This is a genomic window from Mycobacterium triplex (genome assembly GCF_000689255.1).
Classification (GTDB): Bacteria; Actinomycetota; Actinomycetes; order Mycobacteriales; family Mycobacteriaceae; genus Mycobacterium; species Mycobacterium triplex.
In genome coordinates this window covers 1,663,130-1,688,765 of sequence record NZ_HG964446.1, presented here as the reverse complement: position 1 = coordinate 1,688,765, position 25,636 = coordinate 1,663,130, and the positions used below count along the sequence as shown (strand labels likewise).

20 protein-coding genes and 2 pseudogenes are annotated in these 25,636 nt (G+C 66.8%); 15 read left to right on the top strand and 7 right to left on the bottom strand.

Going from position 1 to position 25,636, the window contains the following annotated elements; all coding sequences use genetic code 11:
- Positions 1–93 precede the first annotated feature (93 nt).
- Positions 94–1,538 (top strand): annotated as a pseudogene (locus BN973_RS07900) (HNH endonuclease signature motif containing protein).
- 54 nt (positions 1,539–1,592) lie between these two features.
- Here the strand turns inward: BN973_RS07900 and BN973_RS07895 are convergent.
- Genes BN973_RS07895 through BN973_RS07885 form a run of 3 tightly spaced genes read right to left on the bottom strand, consistent with a single transcriptional unit; the run spans position 1,593 to position 4,374 of the window.
- Complete coding sequence (locus tag BN973_RS07895) at positions 1,593–2,681, bottom strand: adenosine deaminase (protein ID WP_036467126.1); 1,089 nt, start codon at positions 2,679–2,681, stop codon at positions 1,593–1,595.
- Positions 2,678–3,976 (bottom strand): thymidine phosphorylase, encoded by a 1,299-nt coding sequence (locus BN973_RS07890; RefSeq protein ID WP_036467123.1) that lies wholly within the window; start codon positions 3,974–3,976, stop codon positions 2,678–2,680. The genes BN973_RS07895 and BN973_RS07890 overlap by 4 nt, the downstream gene beginning before the upstream one ends.
- Positions 3,973–4,374, bottom strand: coding sequence for a cytidine deaminase (locus tag BN973_RS07885; RefSeq protein WP_036467120.1), 402 nt, complete (start codon positions 4,372–4,374; stop codon positions 3,973–3,975). The genes BN973_RS07890 and BN973_RS07885 overlap by 4 nt, the downstream gene beginning before the upstream one ends.
- A gap of 230 nt (positions 4,375–4,604) precedes the next feature.
- Between BN973_RS07885 and sdhC the strand changes: the two genes are divergently transcribed.
- Genes sdhC through BN973_RS07865 form a run of 4 tightly spaced genes read left to right on the top strand, consistent with a single transcriptional unit; the run spans position 4,605 to position 7,959 of the window.
- Entirely contained in the window at positions 4,605–4,943 is a 339-nt protein-coding gene (sdhC, locus tag BN973_RS07880) for a succinate dehydrogenase, cytochrome b556 subunit (protein ID WP_036467117.1), read from the top strand.
- A complete protein-coding gene (locus BN973_RS07875; RefSeq protein WP_036467114.1) occupies positions 4,940–5,410 on the top strand; it encodes a succinate dehydrogenase hydrophobic membrane anchor subunit in 471 nt (156 codons plus the stop codon). The genes sdhC and BN973_RS07875 overlap by 4 nt, the downstream gene beginning before the upstream one ends.
- Before the next feature lie 3 nt (positions 5,411–5,413).
- Entirely contained in the window at positions 5,414–7,168 is a 1,755-nt protein-coding gene (gene sdhA, locus BN973_RS07870; protein WP_036467112.1) for a succinate dehydrogenase flavoprotein subunit, read from the top strand.
- On the top strand, positions 7,168–7,959 hold the full coding sequence (locus BN973_RS07865) for a succinate dehydrogenase iron-sulfur subunit (RefSeq protein WP_036467110.1): 792 nt from the start codon (positions 7,168–7,170) through the stop codon (positions 7,957–7,959). The genes sdhA and BN973_RS07865 overlap by 1 nt, the downstream gene beginning before the upstream one ends.
- On the opposite strand, the gene BN973_RS07860 is transcribed toward BN973_RS07865, so the two are convergent.
- Entirely contained in the window at positions 7,931–8,377 is a 447-nt protein-coding gene (locus BN973_RS07860) for a condensation domain-containing protein (RefSeq protein WP_036467107.1), read from the bottom strand. The two genes, BN973_RS07865 and BN973_RS07860, sit on opposite strands and share 29 nt — an antisense overlap.
- 64 nt (positions 8,378–8,441) lie before the next feature.
- On the opposite strand from BN973_RS07860, the pseudogene BN973_RS07855 reads away from it, so the two are divergent.
- The 4 genes and pseudogenes from BN973_RS07855 to BN973_RS07840 form a co-directional block, all read left to right on the top strand.
- A pseudogene (locus BN973_RS07855) lies at positions 8,442–9,062 on the top strand (carboxymuconolactone decarboxylase family protein); the annotation flags it as partial.
- A gap of 17 nt (positions 9,063–9,079) precedes the next feature.
- Entirely contained in the window at positions 9,080–9,811 is a 732-nt protein-coding gene (locus tag BN973_RS29880; RefSeq protein ID WP_139830014.1) for a helix-turn-helix transcriptional regulator, read from the top strand.
- Positions 9,812–9,867: 56 nt separating this feature from the next.
- Positions 9,868–10,434, top strand: a complete 567-nt coding sequence (locus BN973_RS07845) for a class I SAM-dependent methyltransferase (protein ID WP_232232038.1) — start codon at positions 9,868–9,870, stop codon at positions 10,432–10,434.
- Positions 10,431–11,501: an alpha/beta hydrolase gene (locus BN973_RS07840; protein WP_051641166.1), complete on the top strand. Its 1,071-nt coding sequence runs from the start codon at positions 10,431–10,433 to the stop codon at positions 11,499–11,501. The genes BN973_RS07845 and BN973_RS07840 overlap by 4 nt, the downstream gene beginning before the upstream one ends.
- On the opposite strand, the gene BN973_RS07835 is transcribed toward BN973_RS07840, so the two are convergent.
- Positions 11,448–12,353 carry a sigma-70 family RNA polymerase sigma factor gene (locus tag BN973_RS07835; RefSeq protein WP_036467098.1) on the bottom strand — a complete coding sequence of 302 codons (906 nt, stop codon included), beginning with the start codon at positions 12,351–12,353 and terminating at the stop codon, positions 11,448–11,450. The two genes, BN973_RS07840 and BN973_RS07835, sit on opposite strands and share 54 nt — an antisense overlap.
- A gap of 81 nt (positions 12,354–12,434) precedes the next feature.
- Between BN973_RS07835 and BN973_RS07830 the strand changes: the two genes are divergently transcribed.
- The gene (locus BN973_RS07830) at positions 12,435–13,268 is read left to right on the top strand and encodes a mycofactocin-coupled SDR family oxidoreductase (RefSeq protein WP_036467095.1); all 834 of its coding nucleotides are present in this window, start codon (positions 12,435–12,437) and stop codon (positions 13,266–13,268) included.
- Positions 13,269–13,302: 34 nt separating this feature from the next.
- Positions 13,303–14,634, top strand: coding sequence for an aspartate aminotransferase family protein (locus tag BN973_RS07825; RefSeq protein WP_036467093.1), 1,332 nt, complete (start codon positions 13,303–13,305; stop codon positions 14,632–14,634).
- 33 nt (positions 14,635–14,667) lie between these two features.
- Here the strand turns inward: BN973_RS07825 and BN973_RS07820 are convergent, their stop codons facing one another.
- Positions 14,668–14,901 carry a hypothetical protein gene (locus BN973_RS07820; RefSeq protein WP_198048979.1) on the bottom strand — a complete coding sequence of 78 codons (234 nt, stop codon included), beginning with the start codon at positions 14,899–14,901 and terminating at the stop codon, positions 14,668–14,670.
- Positions 14,902–15,129: 228 nt separating this feature from the next.
- Between BN973_RS07820 and dacB1 the strand changes: the two genes are divergently transcribed.
- From dacB1 to BN973_RS07800, 4 genes are all read left to right on the top strand, one after another.
- A complete protein-coding gene (dacB1, locus tag BN973_RS07815; protein WP_036467089.1) occupies positions 15,130–16,368 on the top strand; it encodes a D-alanyl-D-alanine carboxypeptidase DacB1 in 1,239 nt (412 codons plus the stop codon).
- Between the two features lie 158 nt (positions 16,369–16,526).
- Positions 16,527–19,481 (top strand): MMPL/RND family transporter, encoded by a 2,955-nt coding sequence (locus tag BN973_RS07810; RefSeq protein ID WP_084163327.1) that lies wholly within the window; start codon positions 16,527–16,529, stop codon positions 19,479–19,481.
- 1,365 nt (positions 19,482–20,846) lie between these two features.
- A complete protein-coding gene (locus BN973_RS07805) occupies positions 20,847–21,284 on the top strand; it encodes an MmpS family transport accessory protein (protein WP_036467087.1) in 438 nt (145 codons plus the stop codon).
- Positions 21,281–24,184 carry an MMPL/RND family transporter gene (locus BN973_RS07800; protein WP_036467085.1) on the top strand — a complete coding sequence of 968 codons (2,904 nt, stop codon included), beginning with the start codon at positions 21,281–21,283 and terminating at the stop codon, positions 24,182–24,184. The genes BN973_RS07805 and BN973_RS07800 overlap by 4 nt, the downstream gene beginning before the upstream one ends.
- On the opposite strand, the gene BN973_RS07795 is transcribed toward BN973_RS07800, so the two are convergent.
- Complete coding sequence (locus BN973_RS07795; protein WP_051641165.1) at positions 24,181–25,476, bottom strand: hypothetical protein; 1,296 nt, start codon at positions 25,474–25,476, stop codon at positions 24,181–24,183. The genes BN973_RS07800 and BN973_RS07795 overlap by 4 nt on opposite strands.
- Between the last annotated feature and the right edge of the window lie 160 nt (positions 25,477–25,636).

Below are 25,636 nucleotides of genomic sequence, written 5' to 3'. Positions count from 1 at the left end.
TACGCGCGCATTTTCAGTGAGGCAACGACCCACCCTCTCGCGCGCATTTAAGACGAGTCAACGCGGTCAGAGGCCGTCGCTATACTCGAACACATGTTCGAATCCACGTGGGCGTCCCGTGCTACGCCGCAGTCGGCGGCGCTGTTGGATCGGGTGCGGAGAACCGGGCGGCCGGGGCGCGGCTGGCGGCGATCGGTGAGCTCGACGTGCTGCGGCTGCGCCAGTGGGGGGAACGGGAGTCCTGGGCGACGGACACCTGGGACGCCATCGCCGCCGAGATCGCCGCCGCCGTGCATATCGGTCAGGGGTTGGCGTCGAGTTATCTGAACTATGCCCGTGCGATGCGCATGCGGCTGCCGCGCATCGGTGCGGTGTTGCTCGCCGGTGAGATCAGCTACGCGACGTTCCAGACGATCGTGTACCGCACCGAGTTGATCACCGACCCCGAGGTGATGGCCGCCGTCGATGCCCAGCTCGCGGTCAAGGTGCGGCAGTGGCCGTCGATGACGCGCGCCCGGCTGGGTGCCGCGGTCGATCGCCTGGTGGCAAAAGCCGACCGCGACGCGCTCCGGCGCACCCGAAAACAGCAGGCCGACCGCGAACTGTCGCTGTGGGACGGCGGCAACGGGCTGACCGAGGTGTTCGGCCGGCTGTTGACCCCCGACGCCCAGGTGCTCGACGCCCGCCTGAACGCACTGGCACACACCGTCTGCGCGGCGGATCCGCGCACCGGCGCCCAGCGCCGCGCCGACGCGCTGGGCGCACTGGCCGCCGACGCCGACCGGCTGACATGCCGCTGCGGCCAACCCACCTGCCCCGCCGCCACCGCAGCGGTGCCCAGCCCGGTGCTCATCCACGTGGTCGCCACCCAATCCACCGTTGACGGCACCGCACCCGAGCCCGGCGCGCTCATCGGCACCGACGTGCTCATCCCCGCCGAACTGATCGCCCAACTAGCCGCGCAGGCCAAACTACGACCGCTGGTCCATCCCGGCGACACCCCGGCCGAACCCCGCTACGCCCCGTCACCGGCGCTGGCCGATTTCGTCCGCTGCCGCGATCTGACCTGCCGATTCCCCGGATGCGACCGCCCGGCCACCGACACCGATCTCGACCACACCATCCCCCACACCGACGGCGGCCCCACCTGCGCCTCGAACCTGAAATGCCTATGCCGCCTCCATCATCTGATCAAAACCTTCTGGGGATGGCACGACCGACAACTGCCCGACGGCACCATCATCTGGACCTCACCGTCCGGCCGTACCCACGTCACCGCCCCCGGCGCCGCCCTACTGTTCCCGGACCTGTGCGCACCCACCGCCCAGATCACCGCACCAGACCACCCCGAACCCTGCACCGACCGCAGCGCCATGATGCCCCGACGCCGCCGCACCCGCACCCGACGCCGCTACGACTACATCGCCGCCGAACGACGACACCACCGCCAAACACGACAACCACACCAAACCAGCCCACCCCCAACACAACTCACCGCTCACGGCCGCCCACCCAACGACGAACCCCCACCCTTCTAGCTGGCTGTAGGTCGTGTCAATGGGGTGTGGGCCGTCGCGGGGGTCCCGGCCGCTCTACCCGAGCAGGACCGCGTACCGCGGCTTGATCACCTCGTCGATCAGCGCCAGCCGTTCGTCGAACGGAATGAACGCCGACTTCATCGCATTGATGGTGAACCGTTCGAGATCGCTCCACCCGTAGCCGAAAGCCTCTACCAGCCGGTGCATTTCGAGGCTCATCGAGGTGTCGCTCATCAGCCTGTTGTCGGTGTTGACGGTCACCCGAAACCGCGCCCTGGCCAGCAGATCGAAGGGATGGTCGGCGATGCTCTTGACCGCACCGGTCTGCACGTTCGAGCTCGGGCACAGCTCCAGCGGAATTCGCTTGTCGCGCAGGATCGAGGCCAGCCGGCCCAACTCGACGCCGCCGCCCTCGACCACCTCGATATCGTCGACGATGCGCACCCCGTGGCCGAGCCGGTCGGCGCCGCAGAAGGCGATCGCCTCGTGAATGGACGGCAGGCCGAACGCCTCGCCGGCGTGAATGGTGAAGCGCGCGTTGTGGTCTCGCATGTACTCGAAAGCGTCCAGATGCCGCGTCGGCGGATTGCCGGCCTCGGCGCCGGCGATGTCGAACCCGACAACTCCCCTGTCCCGGAAGCGAATTGCCAACTCGGCGATCTCCCGCGACATCGCGGCATGGCGCATCGCGGTGACCAGCAGACGCACCACGATCGGACGACCCGCCGCCGCGGCCGCCTTCTCACCGGCGGCGAAGCCCTCCAGCACGGCATCGACGACCTCGTCGAAAGACAGCCCCCGGTTGATGTGCAGCTCGGGCGCGAAACGGATCTCGGCGTATACCACCGCGTCGGCGGCCAGGTCTTCCACGCACTCGTAGCCGACCCGGAACAGCGCCTCGGGCGTCTGCATCACCGCCACCGTGTGGGAGAACGGCTCCAGGTAGCGCTCCAGCGAGCCGCTGTGCGACCGGGTGCGAAACCAGGTCGCCAGCTCCTCGGCATCGGTGACCGGCAGCTCGTCGTAGCCGATCTGGCCGGCGATGTCCAGCACGGTCGACGGGCGCAACCCCCCGTCCAGGTGATCGTGCAACAGCGCCTTCGGCGCCTTGCGGATCTGCCGCAACTCCAGCGGGGCGCTCACGACGCGACCCCGATGATCAGCGGCCGCGCCGGCGGTGCCGTATCGCCCACACTCCAACCGCCGTCCAGCTCGGCCATCGCGGCGCCGAAGCGTTCGGGGGTGTCGGTGTAGAGGGTGAACAACGGCTCACCGGCCACCACCGGCTGCCCCGGGCGCCGATGGATTCTGATGCCGGCGCCGGGCTGCACCCGCCCACCCGGGCGGGATCGGCCCGCGCCGAGTCGCCAAGCTGCCAACCCCACTGCCATAGCGTCGATGTTCCCCATTGTGCCGCTCCGCGCCGCGATTACGGTCTCCGAATGCGAACCGATCGGCAACGGTACCGACAAGTCGCCGCCCTGGGCCGCGACCAGCTTCCGGAAGCGATCCATCGCGGTGCCGTCGCGCAGCGTCTGGGCGGGATCACGGCCGTCGATCCCCGCCAGCTCGAGCATCTCGACGGCCAACCGCACGGTCAGCTCCACGACGTCGGCAGACCCGCCGCCGGCCAGCACCTCGAGCGCCTCGGCGACCTCGATCGCATTGCCGACCGTCGCGCCCAGCGGGCAGTCCATATCGGTCAGCACCGCGCGGGTGGGCACACCGTGCGCCGCGCCCAGCCCGACCATGGTCTCGGCCAGTTCGCGGCACTGCGCCTCCGACTCCATCAGCGCCCCGCCGCCGACCTTCACGTCGAGCACCAGCGCGCCGATGCCTTCGGCGAGTTTCTTGCTCATGATCGAGCTGGCGATCAACGGCAGCGAGTCCACCGTGGCGGTGATGTCGCGCAGTGCGTAGATCTTCTTGTCGGCGGGCGCGAGCTCACCGGCACCGAAGATCGCCGCCCCGATATCGAAGAGTTGTTGGCGCACTTGCTGTTTGGAGATCCCAGCGGTGAAGCCCGCGATGGACTCCAGCTTGTCCAGGGTGCCGCCGGTGTGGCCCAGACCGCGGCCGGAGACCTTGGGCACCGCGCCACCACAGGCGGCGACGACGGGCACCAGCACCAGCGTGGTTTTGTCTCCGACCCCGCCGGTCGAATGCTTGTCCACGGTGGCCAACGGCTTACCGCCGACCCGCAGATCGCTGAAATCCAGCCGATCACCCGACGCCAGCATCGCCGCGGTCCACCTGACGATCTCGCCGCGGTCCATGCCGCGCCAAAAGATCGCCATCAGCAGCGCCGCCATCTGCTCCTCGGCCACGCGGCCATCGGTATAGGCATCGATGACCCAGTCGATCGCGGCATCGGACAACCGGGCACCGTCGCGCTTGGTCCTGATGACCGTCGGGGCGTCGAATGCGAAGTCGGTCAAGGACGTTCCCGGGCGAGATCGTCGGCATCGAACGGATCGGGCAGCAGCTCCTCGAGGCGACGCGGCCCGGCCGGATGCGCGATCAGCAGGTCGCGGCCGCCGTGCTCGAGCAGGACCTGGCGGCATCGCCCGCACGGCATCAACGTTGCCCCTTGTGAGTCAACGCACACCAGCGCAACCAACCGGCCGCCACCGGTCGTATGCAGGGCAGACACCACACCGCATTCGGCACAGAGACCAAGGCCATATGAGACATTCTCCACATTGCAGCCGGTGATCACCCGGCCGTCGTCGACCAACGCGGACGCACCCACCGGGAACCGCGAATACGGGGCATAGGCTCCCGCTGCTGCTTGTATTGCCTTGTCCCGCAGCAAATTCCAATCAATATCAGGCATACCGCAACCTCAATCACCGATCGGACCAGTCGAGAAAGCCACCTTAACCCTGGCACGAAAACACCGTTCGCGAATGCTGTTGGCCGGTTCCGGACGCATCTTTGCCGGGCTAAGCTCGATTGCCCGGCTTTAGTTTCGCAGCAGATATTAGGACCGGATTGAGCACTGAGACCACAGCGTCATCACGCAAGCGGCGGCCACCACGGACCCTGTATCGGGGAGATCCGGGAATGTGGTCGTGGGTGCTGCATCGCATCACCGGCGCGACGATCTTCTTCTTCCTGTTCGTGCACGTGTTGGATACCGCCCTGGTCCGGGTGAGCCCGCAGACCTACAACGAAGTGATCGCGACCTACAAGACGCCGATCGTCGGCCTGATGGAGTTCGGCTTGGTCGCCGCGGTCGGATTCCACGCACTCAACGGGATCCGGATCATCTTGATCGACTTCTGGGCCGACGGTCCCCGCCATCAGAAGACGATGTTGTGGATCATCGCCGTCATCTACCTGTTGGTCATGGTGCCCGCGGCGGTGGCCATCGGCATCCACATGATGGGGCACTTCCGATGAGCAGCCCCGACCTTCAGCTCGGCCCCGGCGACCTGGCACCCGTCAGGCAGCGCTTTCACGATCGCCCCGCCAGCCTGGACAATCCGCGGTCACCGCGGCGGCGCTCCGGCATCCCCAACTTCGAGAAATTCGCCTGGCTGTTCATGCGGTTTTCCGGCGTCGCGCTGGTGTTCCTGGCGATCGGGCACCTGTTCATCATGCTGATGTGGGACAACGGCGTGTACCGCATCGACTTCAACTACGTGGCGCAACGCTGGGCGTCGCCGTTCTGGCAATTCTGGGACCTGTCGCTGCTGTGGCTGGCGCAATTGCACGGCGGTAACGGCCTGCGCACCATCATCGACGACTACAGCCGCAAAAACAGCACCCGGTTCTGGCTGAACAGCCTGCTGCTGTTGTCGATGGGATTCACGTTGGTGCTGGGTACCTACGTGTTGATGACGTTCAACCCCGATGTCGGAGGCTGACCCGTGATCCAGCAACACCGATACGACGTGGTGATCGTCGGCGCGGGCGGTGCCGGAATGCGCGCGGCGGTAGAAGCGGGTCCGCGCGTCCGTACCGCGGTGTTGACCAAGCTGTACCCCACCCGCAGCCACACCGGCGCGGCCCAGGGCGGCATGTGCGCCGCGCTGGCCAACGTCGAAGACGACAACTGGGAATGGCACACCTTCGACACCGTCAAGGGCGGTGACTATCTCGCGGACCAGGACGCCGTGGAGATCATGTGCAAGGAAGCCATCGATGCGGTGCTCGACCTGGAGAAGATGGGGATGCCGTTCAACCGCACCCCCGAGGGGCGGATCGACCAGCGCCGCTTCGGTGGTCACACCCGAGACCACGGCAAGGCCCCGGTGCGCCGGGCCTGCTACGCCGCGGACCGCACCGGCCACATGATCCTGCAGACGCTCTACCAAAACTGCGTCAAGCACGACGTGCAGTTCTTCAACGAGTTCTACGCGCTCGACCTGGTGCTCACCCAGACGCCGAGCGGCCCGGTGGCCACCGGCGTGGTCGCCTATGAGCTGGCCACCGGAAGCATCCACGTCTTCCACGCCAAGGCCGTGGTGCTGGCCACCGGCGGCTCGGGCCGGATGTACAAGACCACCTCCAACGCGCACACACTGACCGGCGACGGCATCGGCATCGTGTTCCGCAAGGGACTTCCGTTGGAGGACATGGAGTTTCATCAATTCCATCCGACCGGACTGGCCGGGCTGGGCATCCTGATCTCCGAGGCCGTCCGCGGCGAGGGCGGCCGGTTGCTCAACGGCGACGGTGAGCGCTTCATGGAGCGCTACGCTCCGACGATCGTCGACCTGGCTCCGCGCGACATCGTGGCCCGGTCGATGGTGCTGGAGGTCCTGGAGGGCCGCGGCGCCGGCCCGCACAAGGACTACGTCTACATCGACGTCCGCCACCTGGGTGAAGACGTGCTGGAAGCCAAGCTGCCCGACATCACCGAGTTCGCCCGCACCTATCTGGGCGTGGACCCGGTCAGCGAACTGGTGCCGGTCTACCCCACCTGTCACTACGTGATGGGCGGCATTCCCACCACCGTCACCGGACAGGTGTTGCGGGACAACACATCTACCGTCCCGGGCCTGTACGCGGCCGGCGAGTGCGCATGCGTGTCCGTGCACGGCGCCAACCGGCTGGGCACCAACTCGCTGCTGGACATCAACGTCTTCGGGCGCCGCGCCGGCATCGCCGCGGCCGGCTACGCGCAAGGCCACGACTTCGTCGACATGCCCCCGGAGCCCGAGGCGATGGTGGTCGGCTGGGTGGCCGGCATCTTGAGCGAGCACGGCGCCGAACGCGTCGCCGACATCCGCGGCGCCCTGCAGCAGACGATGGACAACAACGCCGCCGTCTTCCGCACCGAGGAGACACTCAAGCAGGCGCTCACCGACATCCACGCGCTCAAGGAGCGTTACTCCCGAATCACCGTGCACGACAAGGGGAAACGTTACAACAGCGACCTGCTGGAAGCCATCGAGCTCGGCTTCCTGCTGGAGTTGGCCGAAGTCACCGTCGTCGGCGCCTTGAACCGCAAGGAGTCGCGCGGCGGCCACGCCCGCGAGGATTACCCGAACCGGGACGACGTCAACTACATGCGCCACACGATGGCCTACAAGCAGGGCAGCGAGTTGTTGAGTGACATCGCGCTCGACTTCAAACCCGTCGTGCAGACGCGCTACGAACCCAAGGAGCGGAAGTACTGATGACGGCTGAGCCCGAGGTGTTGCCCGTCGACCCGCCGTTGCCGCCGATCCCGGACGGCGCCGTGATGGTGACGCTCAAGATCGCCCGGTTCAACCCGGACGACCCCGATGCATTCGCGAAAACCGGTGGCTGGCAAAGCTTTCGGGTACCGTGTCTGCCTAGCGACCGGCTGCTCAACCTGCTGATCTACATCAAGGGCTACCTGGACGGCACGCTCACCTTCCGGCGCTCCTGCGCCCACGGCGTCTGCGGATCCGACGCGATGCGGATCAACGGCGTGAACCGGCTGGCCTGCAAGGTGCTGATGCGCGACCTGCTGCCCAAGAAGCCGGGTAAGTCGCTGACCATCACGGTCGAACCGATCCGCGGGCTGCCGGTGGAGAAGGACCTCGTCGTGGACATGGAGCCGTTCTTCGACGCCTACCGCGCGGTCAAGCCGTACCTGATCACCAGCGGCAACCCGCCGACCCGGGAACGGATCCAGAGCCCGACCGACCGCGCCCGCTACGACGACACCACCAAGTGCATCCTGTGCGCGTGCTGCACCACCAGCTGCCCGGTGTTCTGGAGCGAGGGCACCTACTTCGGTCCCGCCGCGATCGTCAACGCGCACCGGTTCATCTTCGACAGCCGCGACGAGGCCGCCGGCGAGCGCCTGGACATCCTCAACGAGGTCGACGGCGTGTGGCGCTGCCGCACCACGTTCAACTGCACCGAGTCCTGCCCGCGCGGCATCCAGGTCACCAAGGCGATCCAAGAGGTCAAGCGCGCGCTGATGTTTTCGCGCTGAGCGTTCCGGCGTTGTACTCGAGGACCACGTCGCCGACCACGAGCAACCAGGCTTGTTCGTCGATGCACAGCCGACTGGCGGTGAGCACCACCCGGTCGGGATCTCCGGGCAGCAGGGAGGCCGCGAACAACCTGCCGGTGTGCATGTCGAAGCTGGCCAGGTGCCGCGCGACAACGTCGGTGACGGTGCCGCCGGGGGGCTCCACGCCCCACGCCCAGCCGCCGCCGGGGCGGGTCATCCAGATCTTCAATTTCGACTCGAACACCGTGCCAAGGTCGGGGTGAGCAGCGAAAACCGCGTCGATCGCGGCGCGCATCCGCCCCTGGTCCAGTCGTGAGCCGGCGACCAGCACCTCGGTGTGGGTGGCGGGCTCGATGTCTTCCAGACGGGGCGGCTCGTCGAAGTAGCAGTAGGTCATTGCCCCACCGTTGCCGGCAATCCTTAGCGGATTCTTGGCAAATTCTTGGGATCGCGCTGGCCTTTGTCGGTCACACTTGCCGCAGCTGTGTCGTCTGAGGGGTATGACACAGAAAACACGCATCCAGCCCCTACCACCCAAAAGCGCTGGCCTGATGACCCGCGCCATGTACCGGATCGCCAAGCGCCGCTACGGCCAGGTTCCCGAACCGTTCGCGGTGGCCGCGCATCACCGCCGGCTGATGGTCGCCGGCGCCGTACACGAAACCCTGATCGATCGGGCGTCGCGCACCCTGCCGGTCAGCGTGCGCGAGCTGGCCGTGTTCTGGACCGCGCGCGCGATCGGTTGCTCGTGGTGCGTCGACTTCGGGTCCATGCTGCAGCGCCTGGACGGCCTGGATATCAAGCGGCTCAAGGAGATCGACGACTACGCCTCCTCGCCGGCGTTCACCGACGACGAGCGCGCCGCCATCGCGTATGCCGATGCGATGACCACCGATCCGCACACCGTCACCGACGAGCAGGTGGCCGACCTGCGGGCCCGCTTCGGCGACGCCGGCGTGATCGAGCTGACCTATCAGATCGGGGTGGAGAACATGCGGGCCCGGATGAACTCCGCGCTGGGCATCACCGAGCAGGGCTTCAATTCCGGTGACAGTTGCCGCATTCCGTGGGCGACCGCCTAGCGGCGCTACAGTGGCATATGCGTGTCTGGGAGCTGGGGCCGGGTCGGCTGATGGTTTCCGGCGCGTTCTCCGACCTCGCCGTGCACCATCACCCCGCGGTTCAGGTCACCCTCGGCGCCCACGGCCCGCTCGCCATCACCCGTGACGGCGATGCGTATGACGAGTGCCGGGTGGTCGTGGTCGGCAGCGGCGCCCGCCACGCGGTGCGCTCGGACGCGAACTCCGCGGCGCTGACGATGTACTTCGGGCTGCAGACATCAGCTGGGGTGGCGCTGAACGCCTTGGCCCGTCGCGGAATCCGGCTTGTCGATGACGGTCAGCACCTGGCGGAGGCGACTGCCGCGATGCTGGACACCGACGGCCCGGAGGCGGCGGCCGACCTCGTCGTCGACACGTTGTGCGGACCACAGGAATCCGGGTCCGTTCACCCGCAGCTGCGGCAGGCGATCGAGGTGGTGTCGAGCCGGGTGCCCGAACACCTCGACGTCGCGTCGGTCGCCGGTGCGGTCGCGTTGTCGCCCGATTACTTGGGGCGACTGTGCAAGCAGCAGACCGGCGTTTCGTTCTCGGCCACGATCCGCTGGGAGCGGCTGGTCACCGCCGTCGGCCACCTCGTCGATGGCCGCTCGGTCACCGATGCCGCCCACCTGGCCGGGTTCGCCGACGGCTCGCACGCCAACAAGGTGTGCTGGGAGATGACGGGCCTGACGCCGCGGGAATTCGCCCGGGCGGTTCGCGACTCGATCTGACGGATCCATACAAGCGCCAAGCCCCGGGCTGCGCGACGCTTGGTGGCATGCCCGTGATGTCACGCTCCGAACGTGCCTTCTGCTGCGGCGCCCTGTGGCGTTCCAGCAGTACGGCGATCGCCCGCGAGCTTCGCGCCCAACGACTGGGCCGCGACGTTCTGGAAATCGGCTCGGGCAGCGGATCCGTTGCCCGGCAAGTTCTTTCGTCCGATCCGGGGCTCGCCTGGGTGGCAATGGATCTCGACCCACACATGACGCGGGCCGCCGCGGACCGGCTGCGTGAATTCCCCAACGCGTCGGCGCAAACGGGCGATGCCACCGCGATGCCCTTCCTCGACGAGTCGTTCGACTCCGTCGTCAGCTGCCTGATGCTGCACCACATCATCGACTGGGAGAACGCGCTGGCCGAGGTGGCCCGGGTGCTGCGACCGGGTGGGACCTTCGTCGGCTACGACCTGGTCCGCACCCCGCTCGCCGGCGCATTCCACCGGTTGGACGGCTCGCCGCACCGGCTGATCGCACCGGATGAATTCCAGGCCGAATGCGCGCGACACGGGCTCACGATCGGTGTGGGCTCGCGGCTGCTCGGCCACGTCATGCGCTTTTCCGGGAGGAAATCATGATCGTCAACACCCTCTTCGCGCTACCCGGGCCCGTGCGCCGGCTCCTGGCCGGGCGGCCACTGCGCATCGACGGACAGGAACTGAATCTCGACGCGCAACTGGCGATCAGGCTCAAAAATGCCTCGCGCTCAGACGTTTTCGACGGCCCGGTGGACGAGGCCCGGGCCCGCTATGACACGCTGCCGCGGCGGATCGGGTATCGATCGCCGACTCCGATGGCGTTGCGGGAAATAGCGATTGGCACCGAGCACACCGACATTCCGGCCACCCTCTACGTTCCCGGCGATGTGCCCGCACCGTCTGGATTGTTGGTGTATTTCCACGGCGGCGGCTTCACGGTCGGCTCCCGGGTCAGCCACGACCCCGTCGCCCGGTATCTGGCCGGCCACGCCGGCGTGCGGGTGCTGTCCGTCGAGTACCGGCGCGCACCCGAGCATCCCTTCCCCGCCGCCGTCGACGACGCGATCGCCGCCTTCGAATACGCGCACCACCACGCCGCCGAACTGGGTGCGGATCCCGTCCGCATCGCGGTCGGGGGCGACAGCGCCGGAGGCAATCTGGCGGCGGTGACCGCACAGCAAGCGGTGCGACGCGGCGGCCCGGTCCCCGCGTTTCAGCTGCTGATGTATCCGCCGACGGATCTCGGCACGCGCCGGCCCTCGCGCGACCTGTTCGCCCGGGGCTCCACCTTCACCGATCGGAATTACCAATGGGCGCTGGACAATTACGTACCGCCGCGCAGTGATCTGACCGATCCCCGACTCTCGCCGCTGCACGGAGACGTCACCGGCCTGCCGCCGGCGTATATCGCCAGCGCCGGTTTCGACCCGATCCGTGACGACGCCGTGGCCTACGCGGACAAGTTGCGTGCCGGCGGAATCCCGGTCACACTGACCCGACAACCCGACCTGCCACACGGCTACCTCAACTTCGTCGGCCTCGGCGGCCGGTTCACCGAGGCGGCCAGCGAGGCCGCTGGAGCGCTGCGGCTGGGCCTGGCCGCCAACACGCCGTCAGCCGCGCAGCGGGGATCCGGTGAACTTGTCGGGGTTCGCGATATCCCATAGGGCGCAGACTTTTCCGTCGCACACCGTCATGGCCATGATCCGCGGCATCATCTCGCGGTAGCCGTCGCTGGCGGGCACGCCCGCGGTGTAGCCGCCCAGTTCGCCGTTGACAAGCCCCAGCTGATACGAGGTGAACATCGCCGGACCGTAGCGCTGCGCAAGGCCGAACATGAACCGGGCCACCTTGTCCGCTCCGTGAATGACATTGATTGCGGTGGGCGCCTTGCCATTCGAGTCGCCGGTCAGCGTCACATCCGGATGCAGCAGCGCCACAACGGCTTCCAGGTTGCCGGAGGCCATGGCGGCCATCAACTTGCCGACCACCTCGTTGTGCGACGGATCGGGCTCCGGCGGCGGCTGACCGGCCTGCCGATTCAGGGCCTTGCGGGCCCGCGACGCGAGCTGGCGGGCGGCGGGCTCGCTGGTTCCCAGCACCTCGGCCACTTCGGAGAACGGCATCGAGAACCCGTCGTGCAACACGAACGCGACCCGCTGATCCGGGGACAGCCGCTCCAGCACCACCATCGCGGCGAACCGGGCATCCTCGCGCGCCACCACCGCGGACAGCGGATCGGCGCCGTCGAAGCCGGTCACCACGGGCTCGGGCAGCCAGTTGCCGGTGTAGGTCTCGCGACGATGGGCGGCCGAGCGCAACCGGTCCAGCCCGAGCCGGCTCACCACGGTGGTCAGCCAGGCCCGCAGGTCGGCGATCGCCCCGTCCTGTCTGTCCCAGCGCAGCCAGGCTTCCTGGACGATGTCCTCGGCGTCGGCCACGGTGCCCGTCACCCGGTAGGCGACCGCCATCAGGTGCGGCCGCAGCGCTTCGAAATCGGTGACCTGCGTCGAGGTCATGGCCCGAGCTTATGCGCACCTTGAACAGATCTGTGCGTGCACCGGCTAGCGGCGGCCCTCGTCCGGCAGGACAGTGAGTTCATGGCTGGGCGACTCGCGGACAAAGTGGCATTCATCAGCGGCGCAGCGCGCGGGCAGGGGCGCGCGCACGCCGTCCGGTTCGCCGAAGAGGGCGCGGACATCATCGCCGTGGACATCTGTCAGCAGATCGACTCCGTCGCCTATCCGATGGGCTGCCCCGAGGACCTCGACGAGACGGTCAACCTGGTGCAGAAGACGGGGCGCCGTATCGTCGCCGAGCAGGCCGATGTCCGTGACTTCGAACGTCTTCAGTCGGTCCTGGCCAACGGGGTGAACGAATTCGGCCGCGTCGACTTCGTCCTCGCCAATGCCGGTGTGGCGCCCGGCATCGGCCACGCCGAGCCGACGGCGCACGCATACCTCGATGCGGTCGACGTCATGCTCAACGGCGTCTATTGCACGATCGAAGCGGCGCTGCCCCATCTGCTCGAGCACGGCGACGGCGGGGCGATCGTCATCACCAGCTCGGCGGCGGGACTCAAATCCCCGGTGCCCGAATTCGGCCTGCGCAACCCGGGTCTGGCCGGCTACACCGCGGCCAAGCACGGGGTCGTCGGATTGATGCGCTACTACGCCACCACCTTGGCGGAGAAGCAGATTCGGGTGAACTCGGTGCATCCGACCGGGGTGGCGACGCCGATGATCAACAACGAGGTCGTCGAAGAGTTCACCGCGAAGAACCCGGCGCTCGCGGCGTCCTTGGCAAACATGCTGCCCGTCTCGGTGATCGACGCCGAGGATGTCACCGAGGCGATGCTCTACCTGTGCGCGAGGTCTGGTCGCTACATCACCGGCACGACGCTGACGGTGGATGCGGGGAACCTGCTGCGGTGATCGCCGCCCCCGGTGGGGTTACGCTCACGGCACGATGACTGACAATCTCTGGCTGCACTTCGCCCGGCACGGCGCGAACATCACGCCACCGATCATCACCCGCGGCGAGGGCGTCACCATCTACGACGACCGCGGCAAGAGCTACCTGGACGGGCTGTCGGGGCTGTTCACCGTGCAGGTAGGGCACGGCCGCACCGAACTGGCCGAGGTCGCGGCCCGGCAAGCGAGCACGCTGGCGTTCTTCCCGCTGTGGGGGTATGCCACCCCGACCGCGATCGAGCTCGCCGAGCGCCTGGCACAGTACGCTCCCGGCGACCTGAACCGCGTCTTCTTCACCACCGGCGGCACCGAGGCCGTCGAGACCGCGTGGAAAGTGGCCAAGCAATACTTCAAGCTCACCGGCAAACCCGGGAAACACAAGGTGATTTCGCGTGCGGTCGCCTACCACGGCACCACCCAGGGCGCGCTCGCGATCACCGGGCTGCCGCGCTTCAAGGCCCCGTTCGAGCCGGTAACGCCCGGCGGCTTCCGGGTGCCCAACACGAACTTCTATCGCGCGCCCGAACCCTTTCACACCGACGCAAAAGCCTTCGGGCAGTGGGCCGCCGACCGCGTCGCCGAGGCGATCGAATTCGAGGGGCCCGAGACGGTGGCCGCGGTGTTTTTGGAACCGGTGCAGAACGCCGGCGGCAGCATCCCCGCTCCCTCAGGCTATTTCGAGCGGGTCCGGGAGATCTGCGACGCCTACGACGTGCTGCTGGTCTCCGACGAGGTGATCTGCGCGTTCGGCCGGATCGGCTCGATGTTCGCCTGCGACGACCTGGGTTACGTGCCCGACATGATCACCTGCGCCAAGGGCATGACGTCGGGCTACTCGCCGATCGGCGCGATGATCGCCAGCGAGCGGTTGTTCGAGCCGTTCAACGACGGCGAGACGATGTTCCCGCACGGATATACCTTTGGCGGACACCCGGTTTCGGCCGCCGTCGGACTGGCCAACCTCGACATCTTCGAGCGCGAGGGCATCAACGACCACGTCAAGACGAACGCGCCCGCCTTCCGCGCCACCCTGGAGAAGCTGTACGACCTGCCGATCGTCGGCGACGTCCGTGGCGAGGGCTTCTTCTACGGCGTCGAGCTGGTCAAGGACAAGGCCACCAAGCAGACGTTCACCGACGACGAACGCCGGTCACTGCTGGGCCACGTGTCGGCGGCCCTGTTCGAGGCCGGGCTGTATTGCCGCACCGACGACCGCGGCGATTCCGTCGTCCAGTTGGCGCCGCCGCTGATCAGCGGTCAGGCCGAGTTCGACATCATCGAATCGATCCTGCGCGGCGTGCTCAGCGAGGCTTCGAAGCGGTTCTAGACCCGGCGAAGCCGGGGCGCAGAGGCCGCGACCTCAAGCACCCAGCGCGGCTCTAGCGGTACCGGTGGCCAGCACCAACTGGCGGGCGTGCGCCGCGCTCGGGTTGCTGACGAACCGTTGCAGCGAGTTGCACAACCAGGCCAGCGCGGAACGCGCGTCGGGATCGGCGGTGGCGTCGCGATGCATCTGCAGCTCGGCCAGCACCCGGTCGAGCCCGGTCCGCCGCACCTGGGTCGATTTCTCCACCTGCTTGAGCAGCTGTTCCAGCGATCGCGGCGAGCCGCCGGACCCATTGCCGCCGTCGCGGCGCCGCAATTTCGACCACAATCGCTCGCTTGGAATGACACACCCATTTCGACGTCGACGGCTGTTGACTCCTGCCAGCGTAGTGCGTCGGCCCGGGGGCCGCCCCGCGGACGAACTTGTCACACACGCCTCAGCAGTCACAGCGCGGCTCCCCCGAATCGGGCGCCCGATCGCCTAGTCTGCACACCGATGCCCCGCTCAAGAACTCTCGCACGTTCCGCATCCTGCCTGGCCGCGGCCGTTTTCGTGGTCGCCGCCCCGGCCGCGATGGGCATGCCGGCCGCGCTGGCGGAGCCGAGCCCCGGCCCCAATGCCGGGGGACCCAATTGCCCGTACAAGGTGAACACCCCACCGGCGGTGGACTCCTCGGAGGTGCCGCAGGCCGGCGACCCGCCGATCCCGCTGGCGGTGCCCGCCAAGCCGGCCGGCGGCGAGGCGCTGGCCAGCTGCGGCATCGTCACCGCACCCGATACCCCGGCGCTGCCGACCGACGTCTCGGCCGAGGCCTGGCTGGTCGCGGACCTGGACAGCGGCGCGGTGATCGCGGCCAAGGACCCGCACGGCCGCCACCGCCCGGCCAGCATCATCAAGGTGCTGGTCGCGATGGCGTCCCTCAACGCGCTGCCGCTCAACAAGTCGGTGACCGGAACCGCCGACGACGCCGCGGCCGAGGGCACCAAGGTCGGCGTGGACGACGGCGGCGTCTACACCGTCAACCAGCTGCTGCACGGGCTGCTGATGCACTCCGGCAACGACGCGGCGCACGCGCTGGCCATGCAGCTGGGCGGGATGCAGCAGGCGCTGGAGAAGATCAACGTGCTGGCCGCCAAGCTCGGCGGCCAGGACACCCGGGTCGCGACACCGTCGGGACTGGACGGCCCCGGCATGAGCACCTCGGCCTACGACATCGGCCTGTTCTACCGATACGCCTGGCAGAACCCGACTTTCGCCGACATCGTCGCGACGAAGACCTTCGACTTCCCCGGCCACGGCGACCACCCGGGCTACGAGCTGGAAAACGACAACCAGCTGCTCTACAAGTACCCGGGCGCGCTGGGCGGTAAGACCGGCTACACCGACGACGCCGGGCAGACCTTCGTGGGTGCGGCCAACCACGACGGCCGACGGCTGGTCGCGATACTGCTGCACGGCACCCGCCAGCCGATCGCACCCTGGGAGCAGGCCGCGCACCTGCTGGACTACGGATTCGCCACCCCGGTCGGCACCCAGGTCGGCACGCTGATCGCGCCCGACCCGTCGCTGGCACCCAAGCAGGACGCCGCCGCGGAGCGGCCCGGACCCCAGGCGGCGGGGCTGCTGCCGTCGGCCGACGCGTTGCCGGTGCGGGTGGGCGTGGGGATCATCGGCGCCGTCGTCGTGTTCTCGTTGATCATGGTCGCGCGCTCGATGAACCGCCGCGCCATATAACGATTGGCTTAACTCTTTCGACGCTGCCGTGCGTCGGCGGTAGCGTTTAAAATTCGCTGACGCAACCAAACACCAAATTGTTTTGCGACCCGGTGACACAGCGCGGGAGTAAAGATGATTTCGGTTACCCGAGTCGTGAAGCGAATGGTGAACGCGGGATGAGCGAAATCGCCGATGCGCCGAATTCCGGCACGCCGGTTCTGCCACGGATGATCGCCCGCTTTGCGGTGCCGATCGTGCTGTTTTGGGTGGGGCTGACCGCCGTCGTTAATCTGGCCATCCCGCAGCTGGAAGTGGTCGGCAAGGCACACTCGGTATCGCTGAGCCCGAAAGACGCGGCCGCGGTCCAGGCAATCAAACACATGGGTCAGGTATTCCACGAGTTTGCGTCCAACAGCTCGGTGACGATCGTGCTGGAAGCCGACAAGCCGCTCGGCGACGATGCGCACCGGTTCTACAGCGAGCTGATGCGGCGGCTTTCGGCGGACACCGCGCACGTCGCGCACATCCAGGACTTCTGGAGCGACCCGCTGACGGCGGGCGGATCGCAAAGCGCGGACGACAGGGCCGCCTACGTCGTGGTGTTCCTGGCCGGCAACAACGAAACACAGGCGTACAACTCGGTGCACGCCGTCCGGCAGATCGTGGACGGTACACCGCCGCCGCGCGGGGTCAAGGCATACATCACGGGTCCCTACGCGCTGATCGCCGACCAAACCGAGGCCGGCAACGAGAGCGTCGCCAGGGTCACCCTGATCACCACCCTGGTGATCGCGGCGATGTTGTTGTTCATCTACCGATCCGTCGTGACCACGGTTCTCGTCCTCGTCCTGGTCGGGATCGAGCTGGGGGCGATCCGCGGGGTCGTCGCCTTTCTCGCGTACCACAACGCTTTCGGCCTTTCGACCTTTGCGACAAACCTGGTCACCCTGCTGGCCATCGCCGCCAGCACCGACTACGCGATATTCATGCTGGGCCGCTACCACGAGGCCCGATACGCCGGCGAAGACCGGCAAGCTGCGTTCTACACGATGTTTCACGGCACCGCCCACGTGATGCTGGGCTCCGGGTTGACGATCGCCGGCGCCATGTATTGCCTGAGCCTTGCCCGGCTTCCGTATTTCAAGACGCTCGGCGCGCCATGTGCCATCGGCATGTTGATCGCGGTCCTCGCCGCGCTCACGCTCGGGCCGGCGGTGCTGACCGTCGCCGGCTTGTTCAAGCTGTTGGACCCCAAGCACCGGCCGAACACCCGGCGGTGGCGGCGGGTGGGGACCGCGATCGTTCGCTGGCCCGGCCCGGTGCTCGCGGCGACGTGCGCGGTGGCGTTTGTCGGCCTGCTGGCCCTGCCGAATTACCGAACCACTTACGATCTGCGCAAATTCATGTCCCCCAGCATGCCGTCGAATGTCGGGGATGCGGCCGCGGGCCGGCACTTTTCGCAGGGCCGGCTCACCCCCGAGGTGCTGTTGATCGAATCCGATCACGACATGCGCAACCCGGTGGACACGCTGGTGTTGGACAAAGTCGCCGCGGCGATCTTTCACAGCCCCGGAATCGCACAGGTGAAATCGGTGACCCGGCCATTGGGCAGGCCCATCGACCACACGTCGATTCCGTTCATCCTGAGCGTGCGGGAAGTGATGAACGCCGAAAACTCCGCATTCACGAAGAACCGAGTCGCCGACATGGCGGTCCAACTGCACGCGATGGATGAATCGATCGAAGCAATGCACCGGATGTACGACCTGATGGGTCGGCTCATCGACAACACCGTCGACATGGCTCACTTGACACACGACATGTCGAACATCACCGACGATCTGCGGGACCACTTCGCCGACTTCGACGATTTCTTTCGACCGATTCGCAGCTACTTCTACTGGGAAAAACACTGCTTCGATATCCCGATCTGCTGGGCGATCAGGTCGGTATTCGACGTGGCCGACAACGTGGATCAGCTCAGCGAAAAGTTGACGGGTCTCGCCAAAGACATGGACGTGCTGACCGTCCTGCTGCCACAGCTGCGCGCGCAGATGCTGCCGATGATCTCGTCGATGACCATCATGCGGGACATGATGGCCGCCTGGCATAGCACGCTGGCGTCGTTGCATGCCGAGCAGGAGATGAACAGCAAGGACCCGGGCGCGATGGGCCGGGTCTTCGACGCCGCCCAGGTCGACGACTCGTTCTATCTGCCGCAGTCGGCCTTCGATACCCCGGCCTTCAAGCGGGTCCTCAGCATGTTCGTATCCTCGGACGGTAAGGCGGCGCGCTTCATCATCGCCCTGGACGGAGACCCCGCGACACCGCAGGGCATTGCCCGTGTCGAGCCGATCCAGCAGGCGGCCAAGGAAGCCATCAAGGGAACCCCGTTGCAGGGCGCCGCGATATCCATGGGCGGCACCGCCGCGACTTTCAAGGATCTCAAGGAGGGCGCCTTCTACGATTTCCTGATCGCCGTGGTGGCCGCGATCAGTCTGATCTTGATCATCATGATGCTGGTGACCCGCAGCGTCATCGCCGCCGCGGTCATCGTCGGCACCGTGCTGCTGTCGCTGGGCTCCTCCTTCGGCCTGTCGGTACTGCTGTGGCAAGACCTGCTCGGCATCGACCTGTACTGGCTGGTGCTGGCGATGTCGGTCATCCTGCTGCTGGCCGTCGGATCCGACTACAACCTGCTACTGATCTCGCGACTCAAAGAAGAAATCGGCGCCGGGCTCAACACCGGCATCATCCGCGCCATGGCCGGCACCGGCGGCGTCGTCACCGCCGCCGGCATGGTCTTCGCCGTCACCATGTCACTGTTCGTATTCAGCGACCTACGCATCATCGGCCAAATCGGCACCACCATCGGGCTGGGCCTGCTGTTCGACACCCTGATCGTGCGCTCGTTTCTGACACCCTCCATCGCCGCGCTGCTCGGACGCTGGTTCTGGTGGCCCCAACGGGTGCGCCCCCGCCCCGCCAGCCAAATGCTTCGACCCCACGCCACCCGCCGCCTGGTCCGCGCCCTACTACTGCCGCCCGCAGCGCGGGGTGCGCCCAATGACGCGACGGCGGCGCCGATGGCCAGGATCAGCACGACGGCGACCGGCCAGATCGTGGAGTGATTTTGGGCGATCCCGCCGAGAGCGCCTCCCAGCGCCGTGATTTCGACGGCGAGCAGCGTCGAGCAAAACGCGATCAGCGTCGGCCGGTGCGCCTCCTCGGCGACCACGCCGATCCACGAAATCGCGCCGGCGAAGACGGCCAGGGCCGCCACCGTCGCCAAGAAGAACACCGTGCCGTACGCCCACATGTGCGTCCACTGGCCGCACGACTGGGCCGCGATGGACAGCGCGCCGGCCGCGGCACTGAGCAGGGCACTGCCCAGCAACATGCCACGCACCCCGAACAGCTGGTGGATCTTTCGCCACAGCGCCGAACCGATGACCACTCCGACGGTGGACAGGAACACCAGCACCCGCAAACTGCCGCTCTGGTGCGCGGTGCGCAGGGCATAGAAGGTGGCGCCCAACGTCACCGGAGCGAACAACAGGCAGGTGATCACGTACCGGCCAAACCACGGCTGGGTGCGGGCGACCCGCATGCCCTGCCGGTAGGTGACGCGCGCGGACACCCTCGGCACGGCCGAAGCCGACCGTACCGGGCCGACGAACAGTGCCGCGAAGCCGGCGGCAGCCAGCCCGAATGCGCCCAGGCACAGCAGATCCCGGTGCAGCGCCGCCTTGTCGCCGGTGGCCAACCCCGGCACGATCAACAGCGCGGCGACGGTGGCCACCACCGACGCGATCGTCCCCTGCACCAGCAGCAGCTTCAACGCGGACAGCTTGTCGGCGACCACGTCGGGGTAGGCGACGTTGGAGACCGCGACGATGACTCCGCCGCCGGCGCTGGTCAGCAGGAATACCGCCGCGGCCACAACGCCATTCCAACGAATCATCGCGTCGCACAGGATCAGCGCGCCCACGCCCGCCGCCATCGCCGCCAGCAGCAGGTGCCGCATCCGGCCCACCCGCTGCAGCACCGCCGGGCACACCGAATTGCCCACGATCGAGCCGAGACCGTACGCCGGGAACAGTAACGCGGCCAGCCAGGTCAGGCCCAGGTGTGCGCAGATGAACGGCAGCACCACGGCGCCATTGCTGAACTGCATACCGGCCGTGTAAAGCGCGCCCTGGGACGGCACGCGCGGGAACGGGTTGGTGGGGGCGCAACCCTGCTCCAGTACGGCGGCCATGACGTCGACGTTATGGGCCCTGAGCAGGCGGAACCATCCTCCGATCGGACAGGGCCGGACGAATTGCATGTCCCCTGGTTGGGGGACGGCCAAAGAGCGCTGCCGGTCCGCGTCGGGGAATCGACGAGCCATATAACGATTGTCTGAAAGGCTCGCGGCTTTTACCGGATTGACGGTAGCGTAAGTCGCTGACGCAAATCGTTTTGCGACCCGGTGACAAAGCACGGGAGTAAAGATGGTTTCGGTTACCCGAGTCGTGAAACGAATGTGGTTGCTGCTGGCCGTTATCGGGATCGCCGGCGTCGCGGGGCTCGGAATCTATCGCCTCCATAGCATGTTCGGCGTTCACGGACAGCCCGTTGTCAGGGTCAAGGCCGATCTCGAGGATCCGGTGTTCGACCCGAAACAAGTCACCTATGAAGTCTTCGGCCCCGCCGCGACCGCAAAGATCGCCTATTTGGACCCCGACGCCCACGTGCGACGCCTGGAAAACATTCCACTGCCGTGGTCGCAAACGGTGTCGACGACGCTGACTTCGGTCACCGTCAACCTTTTGGCGCAAAGCAGCGGCAGCGTCATCGGCTGCCGAATCAAGGTCAACGGCGCGACCAAGGACGAGCGATCCGAGACCGGACCGAAAGCCTTGACCTTCTGCCAGGTGAATGCCGGATGAGCGAACACGCCACCGCACGCCCCTCCAGTCCCCCATTGTTGCCAAAGTTAATCCGCCGATTTGCGGTGCCGATCGCGCTGATCTGGCTCGGGCTCACGGCCGTGCTCAACATCGCCATCCCGCAGCTGGAAGCGGTCGGCAAAGCGCACTCCGTTTCGATGAGCCCCAAAGGTGGCGCGTCGATTCTGGCGCTCAAGCGGACGGGTCAGGTATTCGGAGAGTCCGGCAGCGATAACGCGGCCACGATTGTGCTGGAAAGCGACAAACCGCTCGGCGACGATGCGCACCGGTTCTATAGCGAGCTGATGCGGCGGCTTTCGGCCGATACCGCGCATGTCGCGCACATCCAGGACTTCTGGAGCGACCCGCTGACGGCGGGGGGATCGCAAAGTGCGGACGACAAAGCCGCGTATGTCGTCGTTTACCTCGCCGGCAAGAGTGAAACCGAGGCCTACAACTCCGTCTACGCCGTGCGGCATATCGTCGACACCACGCCGGCACCCCGCGGGGTCAAGGCGTATGTGACCGGCTCGATGGGGCTGATCGCCGATCAATCCGAGGCCGGCGACAAAAGTATCGCCAGGGTCACCCTGATCACCGGGGTGGTGATCGCGGCGATGCTGCTCTTCATCTACCGGTCGTTCGTCACGATGATCCTGGTCGTGGTGCTGGTCGGGATCGAGCTGGGGGCGATTCGCGGGGTCGTCAGTTTTCTGGTTCATCACGGCGTTTTCGGCCTGTCGACCTTCGCGGTCAACCTGCTCACCCTGCTGGCCATCGCCGCCAGCACGGACTACGCGATATTCATGCTGGGCCGCTACCACGAGGCCCGATACGCGGGTAAGGACCGAGAAGCCGCGTACTTTGCGATGTTTCACGGCACCGCCCACGTGATTCTGGGCTCCGGGTTGACGATCGCCGGCGCCATGTTTTGCCTCAGCTTTGCCCGGCTGCCGTACTTCAAGTCGATGGGCCCGCCCTGCGCGGTGGGCATGTTGGTCGCGGTCCTCGCCGCGCTCACGCTCGGGCCGGCGGTGCTGACGGTCGCCAGCTTCTTCAGGCTCTTCGACCCCAGGCGCAGGATGGCCACCCGGCGGTGGCGCCGGATGGGGACCGCGATCGTTCGCTGGCCCGGCCCGGTGCTCGCGGCGACCTGCGCGGTGGCGTTTGTCGGCCTGCTGGCCCTGCCGAATTACCGAACCACTTACGATCTGCGCAGATTCATGCCGGCCAGCATGCCGTCGAATGTCGGGGACACCGCCGCGGGCCGGCACTTTTCGCAGGCTTGGCTGAACCCCGATGTGCTGTTGATCGAGACCGATCACGATATGCGCACTCCCGTCGACATGCTGATCTTGGACAAGGTCGCAAAGACCATCTTTCACAGCCCCGGGATCTCACAGGTGAAATCGATAACGCGGCCGCTGGGAACGCCGCTCAAACACACGTCCATTCCGTTCATCATGAGCATGCAGGGTGTGTCGAATGCCGAGAACATGCAATTCATGAAGGATCGGTTGGACGACATGCTGATTCAGGTGCAGGCGATGGATGTGTCCATCGCGACGATGAAGCACATGTATCAACTGATGGGAGAAATCGTCGACAACACCGTCGATATGGATCACCTCACGCATGACATGTCGAACACCACCGACACCATCCGGGATCACCTCGCGGACCTGTCGGATTTCCTTCGCCCGGTGGGCAGTTACTTCTACTGGGAAAAGCACTGTTTCGACATCCCCGCCTGCTGGGCGGTGCGATCGATATTCGAAACGTTCGACAACATCGATCAGCTGAGTGAGAAGTTGGAGTCTCTCGTCAAGGACATGGATGTCCTGATCCGGCTCTTGCCGGAGATGCGCGCGCAGATGCTGCCGATGATTTCGACGATGACCATCATGCGCGACATGATGGTCGTCTGGCACGGCACCCTGTTGTCCTTCTACAAAGAGCAGGAGATGAACAGCAAGGACCCGGGCGCGATGGGCCGGGTCTTCGACGCCGCCCAGGTCGACGATTCGTTCTATCTGCCGCAGTCGGCCTTCGAAAACCCGGATTTCAAGCGGGGCCTGAAGATGTTCTTGTCCCCGGACGGCAAGGCGGCGCGCTTCATCATCGCCCTGGACGGGGATCCGGCGACGCCGCAGGGCATCGCCCGCGTCGAGCCGATCCAGCAGGCGGCCAAGGAGGCCATCAAGGGAACCCCGCTGCAGGGCGCCGCGATATCCATGGGCGGCACCGCGTCGACGTACCGCGACATCCAGGAGGGCGCCTTCTACGATCTGCTGATCGCCGGCGTCGCCGCGATCAGTCTGATCTTGATCATCATGATGCTGGTGACCCGCAGCGTGATCGCCGCCGCGGTCATCGTCGGCACCGTGCTGCTGTCGCTGGGTTCCTCCTTCGGCCTGTCGGTACTGCTGTGGCAAGACCTGCTCGGCATCGACCTGTACTGGCTGGTGCTGGCGATGTCGGTCATCCTGCTGCTGGCCGTCGGATCCGACTACAACCTGCTACTGATCTCGCGACTCAAAGAAGAAATCGGCGCCGGGCTCAACACCGGCATCATCCGCGCCATGGCCGGCACCGGCGGCGTCGTCACCGCCGCCGGCATGGTCTTCGCCGTCACCATGTCACTGTTCGTATTCAGCGACCTACGCATCATCGGCCAAATCGGCACCACCATCGGGCTGGGCCTGCTGTTCGACACCCTGATCGTGCGCTCGTTTCTGACACCCTCCATCGCCGCGCTGCTCGGACGCTGGTTCTGGTGGCCCCAACGGGTGCGCCCCCGCCCCGCCAGCCAAATGCTTCGACCCCACGCCACCCGCCGCCTGGTCCGCGCCCTACTACTGCCGCCCGCCGAGAAGCCGCCGGAGATAGCGCGGCCTTAAGCCGCCTGAAGGATCGGCGCGGGTGTGGCCGTCGGGGCACGGAGCGGGGTGAGGGCCCGCCGTGTTTCCGACGGCGGAGCACCCAGCGCAGCCAGCGCGGCGCCGATGGCCAGGATCAGCACGACGACGTCGGGCCAAACGGTGGAGTGCTTCTGCGCGATGCTTCCGAGCACCGCTGCCAGTGCCATGCTTTCCAGGGCGACCAGCGTCGAACTCAACGCGATCAGTGTCGGCCGGTGCGCCTCCTCGGCGACCACGCTGAGCCACGAGATCGCCGCGGCGAAGACAGCCTGGGCGGCCACCGTCGCCAACAGGAACACCGTGCCGTACGCCCACACGTGGGTCCACTGGCCGTAGACCTCGGCCGCCAGGGTCAGCGTGGCGGCGGCGACACTGAGCAGCGCGCTGCCCAGCATCATGCCGCGCACTCCGAAGAAGCGGTAGACCTTGCGCCACAGCGGCGACCCGAAAACCAGTCCGATGCTGGACAGGATCACCAACACATGCAGGCTGCGGCTGTGGTGGGCGGTGCGCAGGGCGTAGAACGTGGTGCCCAGGGTGACCGGACCGAACAGCAGGCACGCGACCATGTAGCGGCGAAACCAAGGCTGGGACCGCGCGATCGCGATGCCCTGCCGGTAGGTGTCCCGCATCGACATCCGGGTGGTGGCGGAGGCGGACCGCACCGGCCCGACGAACAACGCCGCGATGGCCGAGCCCGCCAGCCCGACCGCACCCAGCCCCAACAGATCGCGGCGATACGCCATCTCGCTGCCGTGGGCCAGCACCGGCACCACGACCAAGGTGACGACGGTGGCCAGCACCGACCCGATGGCGCTCTGGAACAGGAACAGTTCGCCGCGCCGCACCGCGGATAGCTTGCTGGAGACCATGTCGGGGTAGGCGACGCCGGCGATCCCGAGCAGCACTCCCGCTATCGCGCAGGTCAGCAGGAACACCACCGCGGTGAAAGCGCCGTGCCAGGGAATCACCGCGTCGCACATGGTCAGCGCGGCCACGCCGGCCGCCATCACCGCCAGCAACCGGTGCCGCATCCGGCCCACCCGCTGCAGCACCACCGGAGACACCGAGTTTCCGACGATGTCGCCGAAGCTGAAGGCCGGAAACAGCAGCGCGGCCACCCAGGTCAGACCCTGGTGCGCGCAGATCAACGGCAGTATGACGGTGCCATTGCTGAGTTGCATGCCGGCGGTGTAGAAGGTGCCTTGGGAGAGCAGCCGCCCGAACACACGCGGCTGCGCCGGGGCGGGGGGCACGAGTGTGAGGGGCATAACAACAGAATTTAGGGATGGTCAAGAATCAATAACATCCTCCGATCGGACAGCCCGGGTGGAATTGTTCGTCCCCCGATCGGGGGACGAGGCCGACACCGTTGACCACCTATGTTTGCTGTGGCACCGTCTTGCGGATGACTGAGTTGCCGCCCGGCCG

Coding starts and splice junctions, on each gene's coding strand:
- BN973_RS07885 (WP_036467120.1), bottom strand. CDS start 4,374: ATGCCTGATATTGATTGGAATTTGCTGCGGGACAAGGCAATACAAGCA.
- sdhC (WP_036467117.1), top strand. CDS start 4,605: ATGTGGTCGTGGGTGCTGCATCGCATCACCGGCGCGACGATCTTCTTC.
- BN973_RS07875 (WP_036467114.1), top strand. CDS start 4,940: ATGAGCAGCCCCGACCTTCAGCTCGGCCCCGGCGACCTGGCACCCGTC.
- BN973_RS07865 (WP_036467110.1), top strand. CDS start 7,168: ATGACGGCTGAGCCCGAGGTGTTGCCCGTCGACCCGCCGTTGCCGCCG.
- BN973_RS07860 (WP_036467107.1), bottom strand. CDS start 8,377: ATGACCTACTGCTACTTCGACGAGCCGCCCCGTCTGGAAGACATCGAG.
- BN973_RS29880 (WP_139830014.1), top strand. CDS start 9,080: ATGCGTGTCTGGGAGCTGGGGCCGGGTCGGCTGATGGTTTCCGGCGCG.
- BN973_RS07845 (WP_232232038.1), top strand. CDS start 9,868: ATGTCACGCTCCGAACGTGCCTTCTGCTGCGGCGCCCTGTGGCGTTCC.
- BN973_RS07840 (WP_051641166.1), top strand. CDS start 10,431: ATGATCGTCAACACCCTCTTCGCGCTACCCGGGCCCGTGCGCCGGCTC.
- BN973_RS07835 (WP_036467098.1), bottom strand. CDS start 12,353: ATGACCTCGACGCAGGTCACCGATTTCGAAGCGCTGCGGCCGCACCTG.
- BN973_RS07830 (WP_036467095.1), top strand. CDS start 12,435: ATGGCTGGGCGACTCGCGGACAAAGTGGCATTCATCAGCGGCGCAGCG.
- BN973_RS07825 (WP_036467093.1), top strand. CDS start 13,303: ATGACTGACAATCTCTGGCTGCACTTCGCCCGGCACGGCGCGAACATC.
- dacB1 (WP_036467089.1), top strand. CDS start 15,130: ATGCCCCGCTCAAGAACTCTCGCACGTTCCGCATCCTGCCTGGCCGCG.
- BN973_RS07810 (WP_084163327.1), top strand. CDS start 16,527: ATGAGCGAAATCGCCGATGCGCCGAATTCCGGCACGCCGGTTCTGCCA.
- BN973_RS07805 (WP_036467087.1), top strand. CDS start 20,847: ATGGTTTCGGTTACCCGAGTCGTGAAACGAATGTGGTTGCTGCTGGCC.
- BN973_RS07800 (WP_036467085.1), top strand. CDS start 21,281: ATGAGCGAACACGCCACCGCACGCCCCTCCAGTCCCCCATTGTTGCCA.
- BN973_RS07795 (WP_051641165.1), bottom strand. CDS start 25,476: ATGCCCCTCACACTCGTGCCCCCCGCCCCGGCGCAGCCGCGTGTGTTC.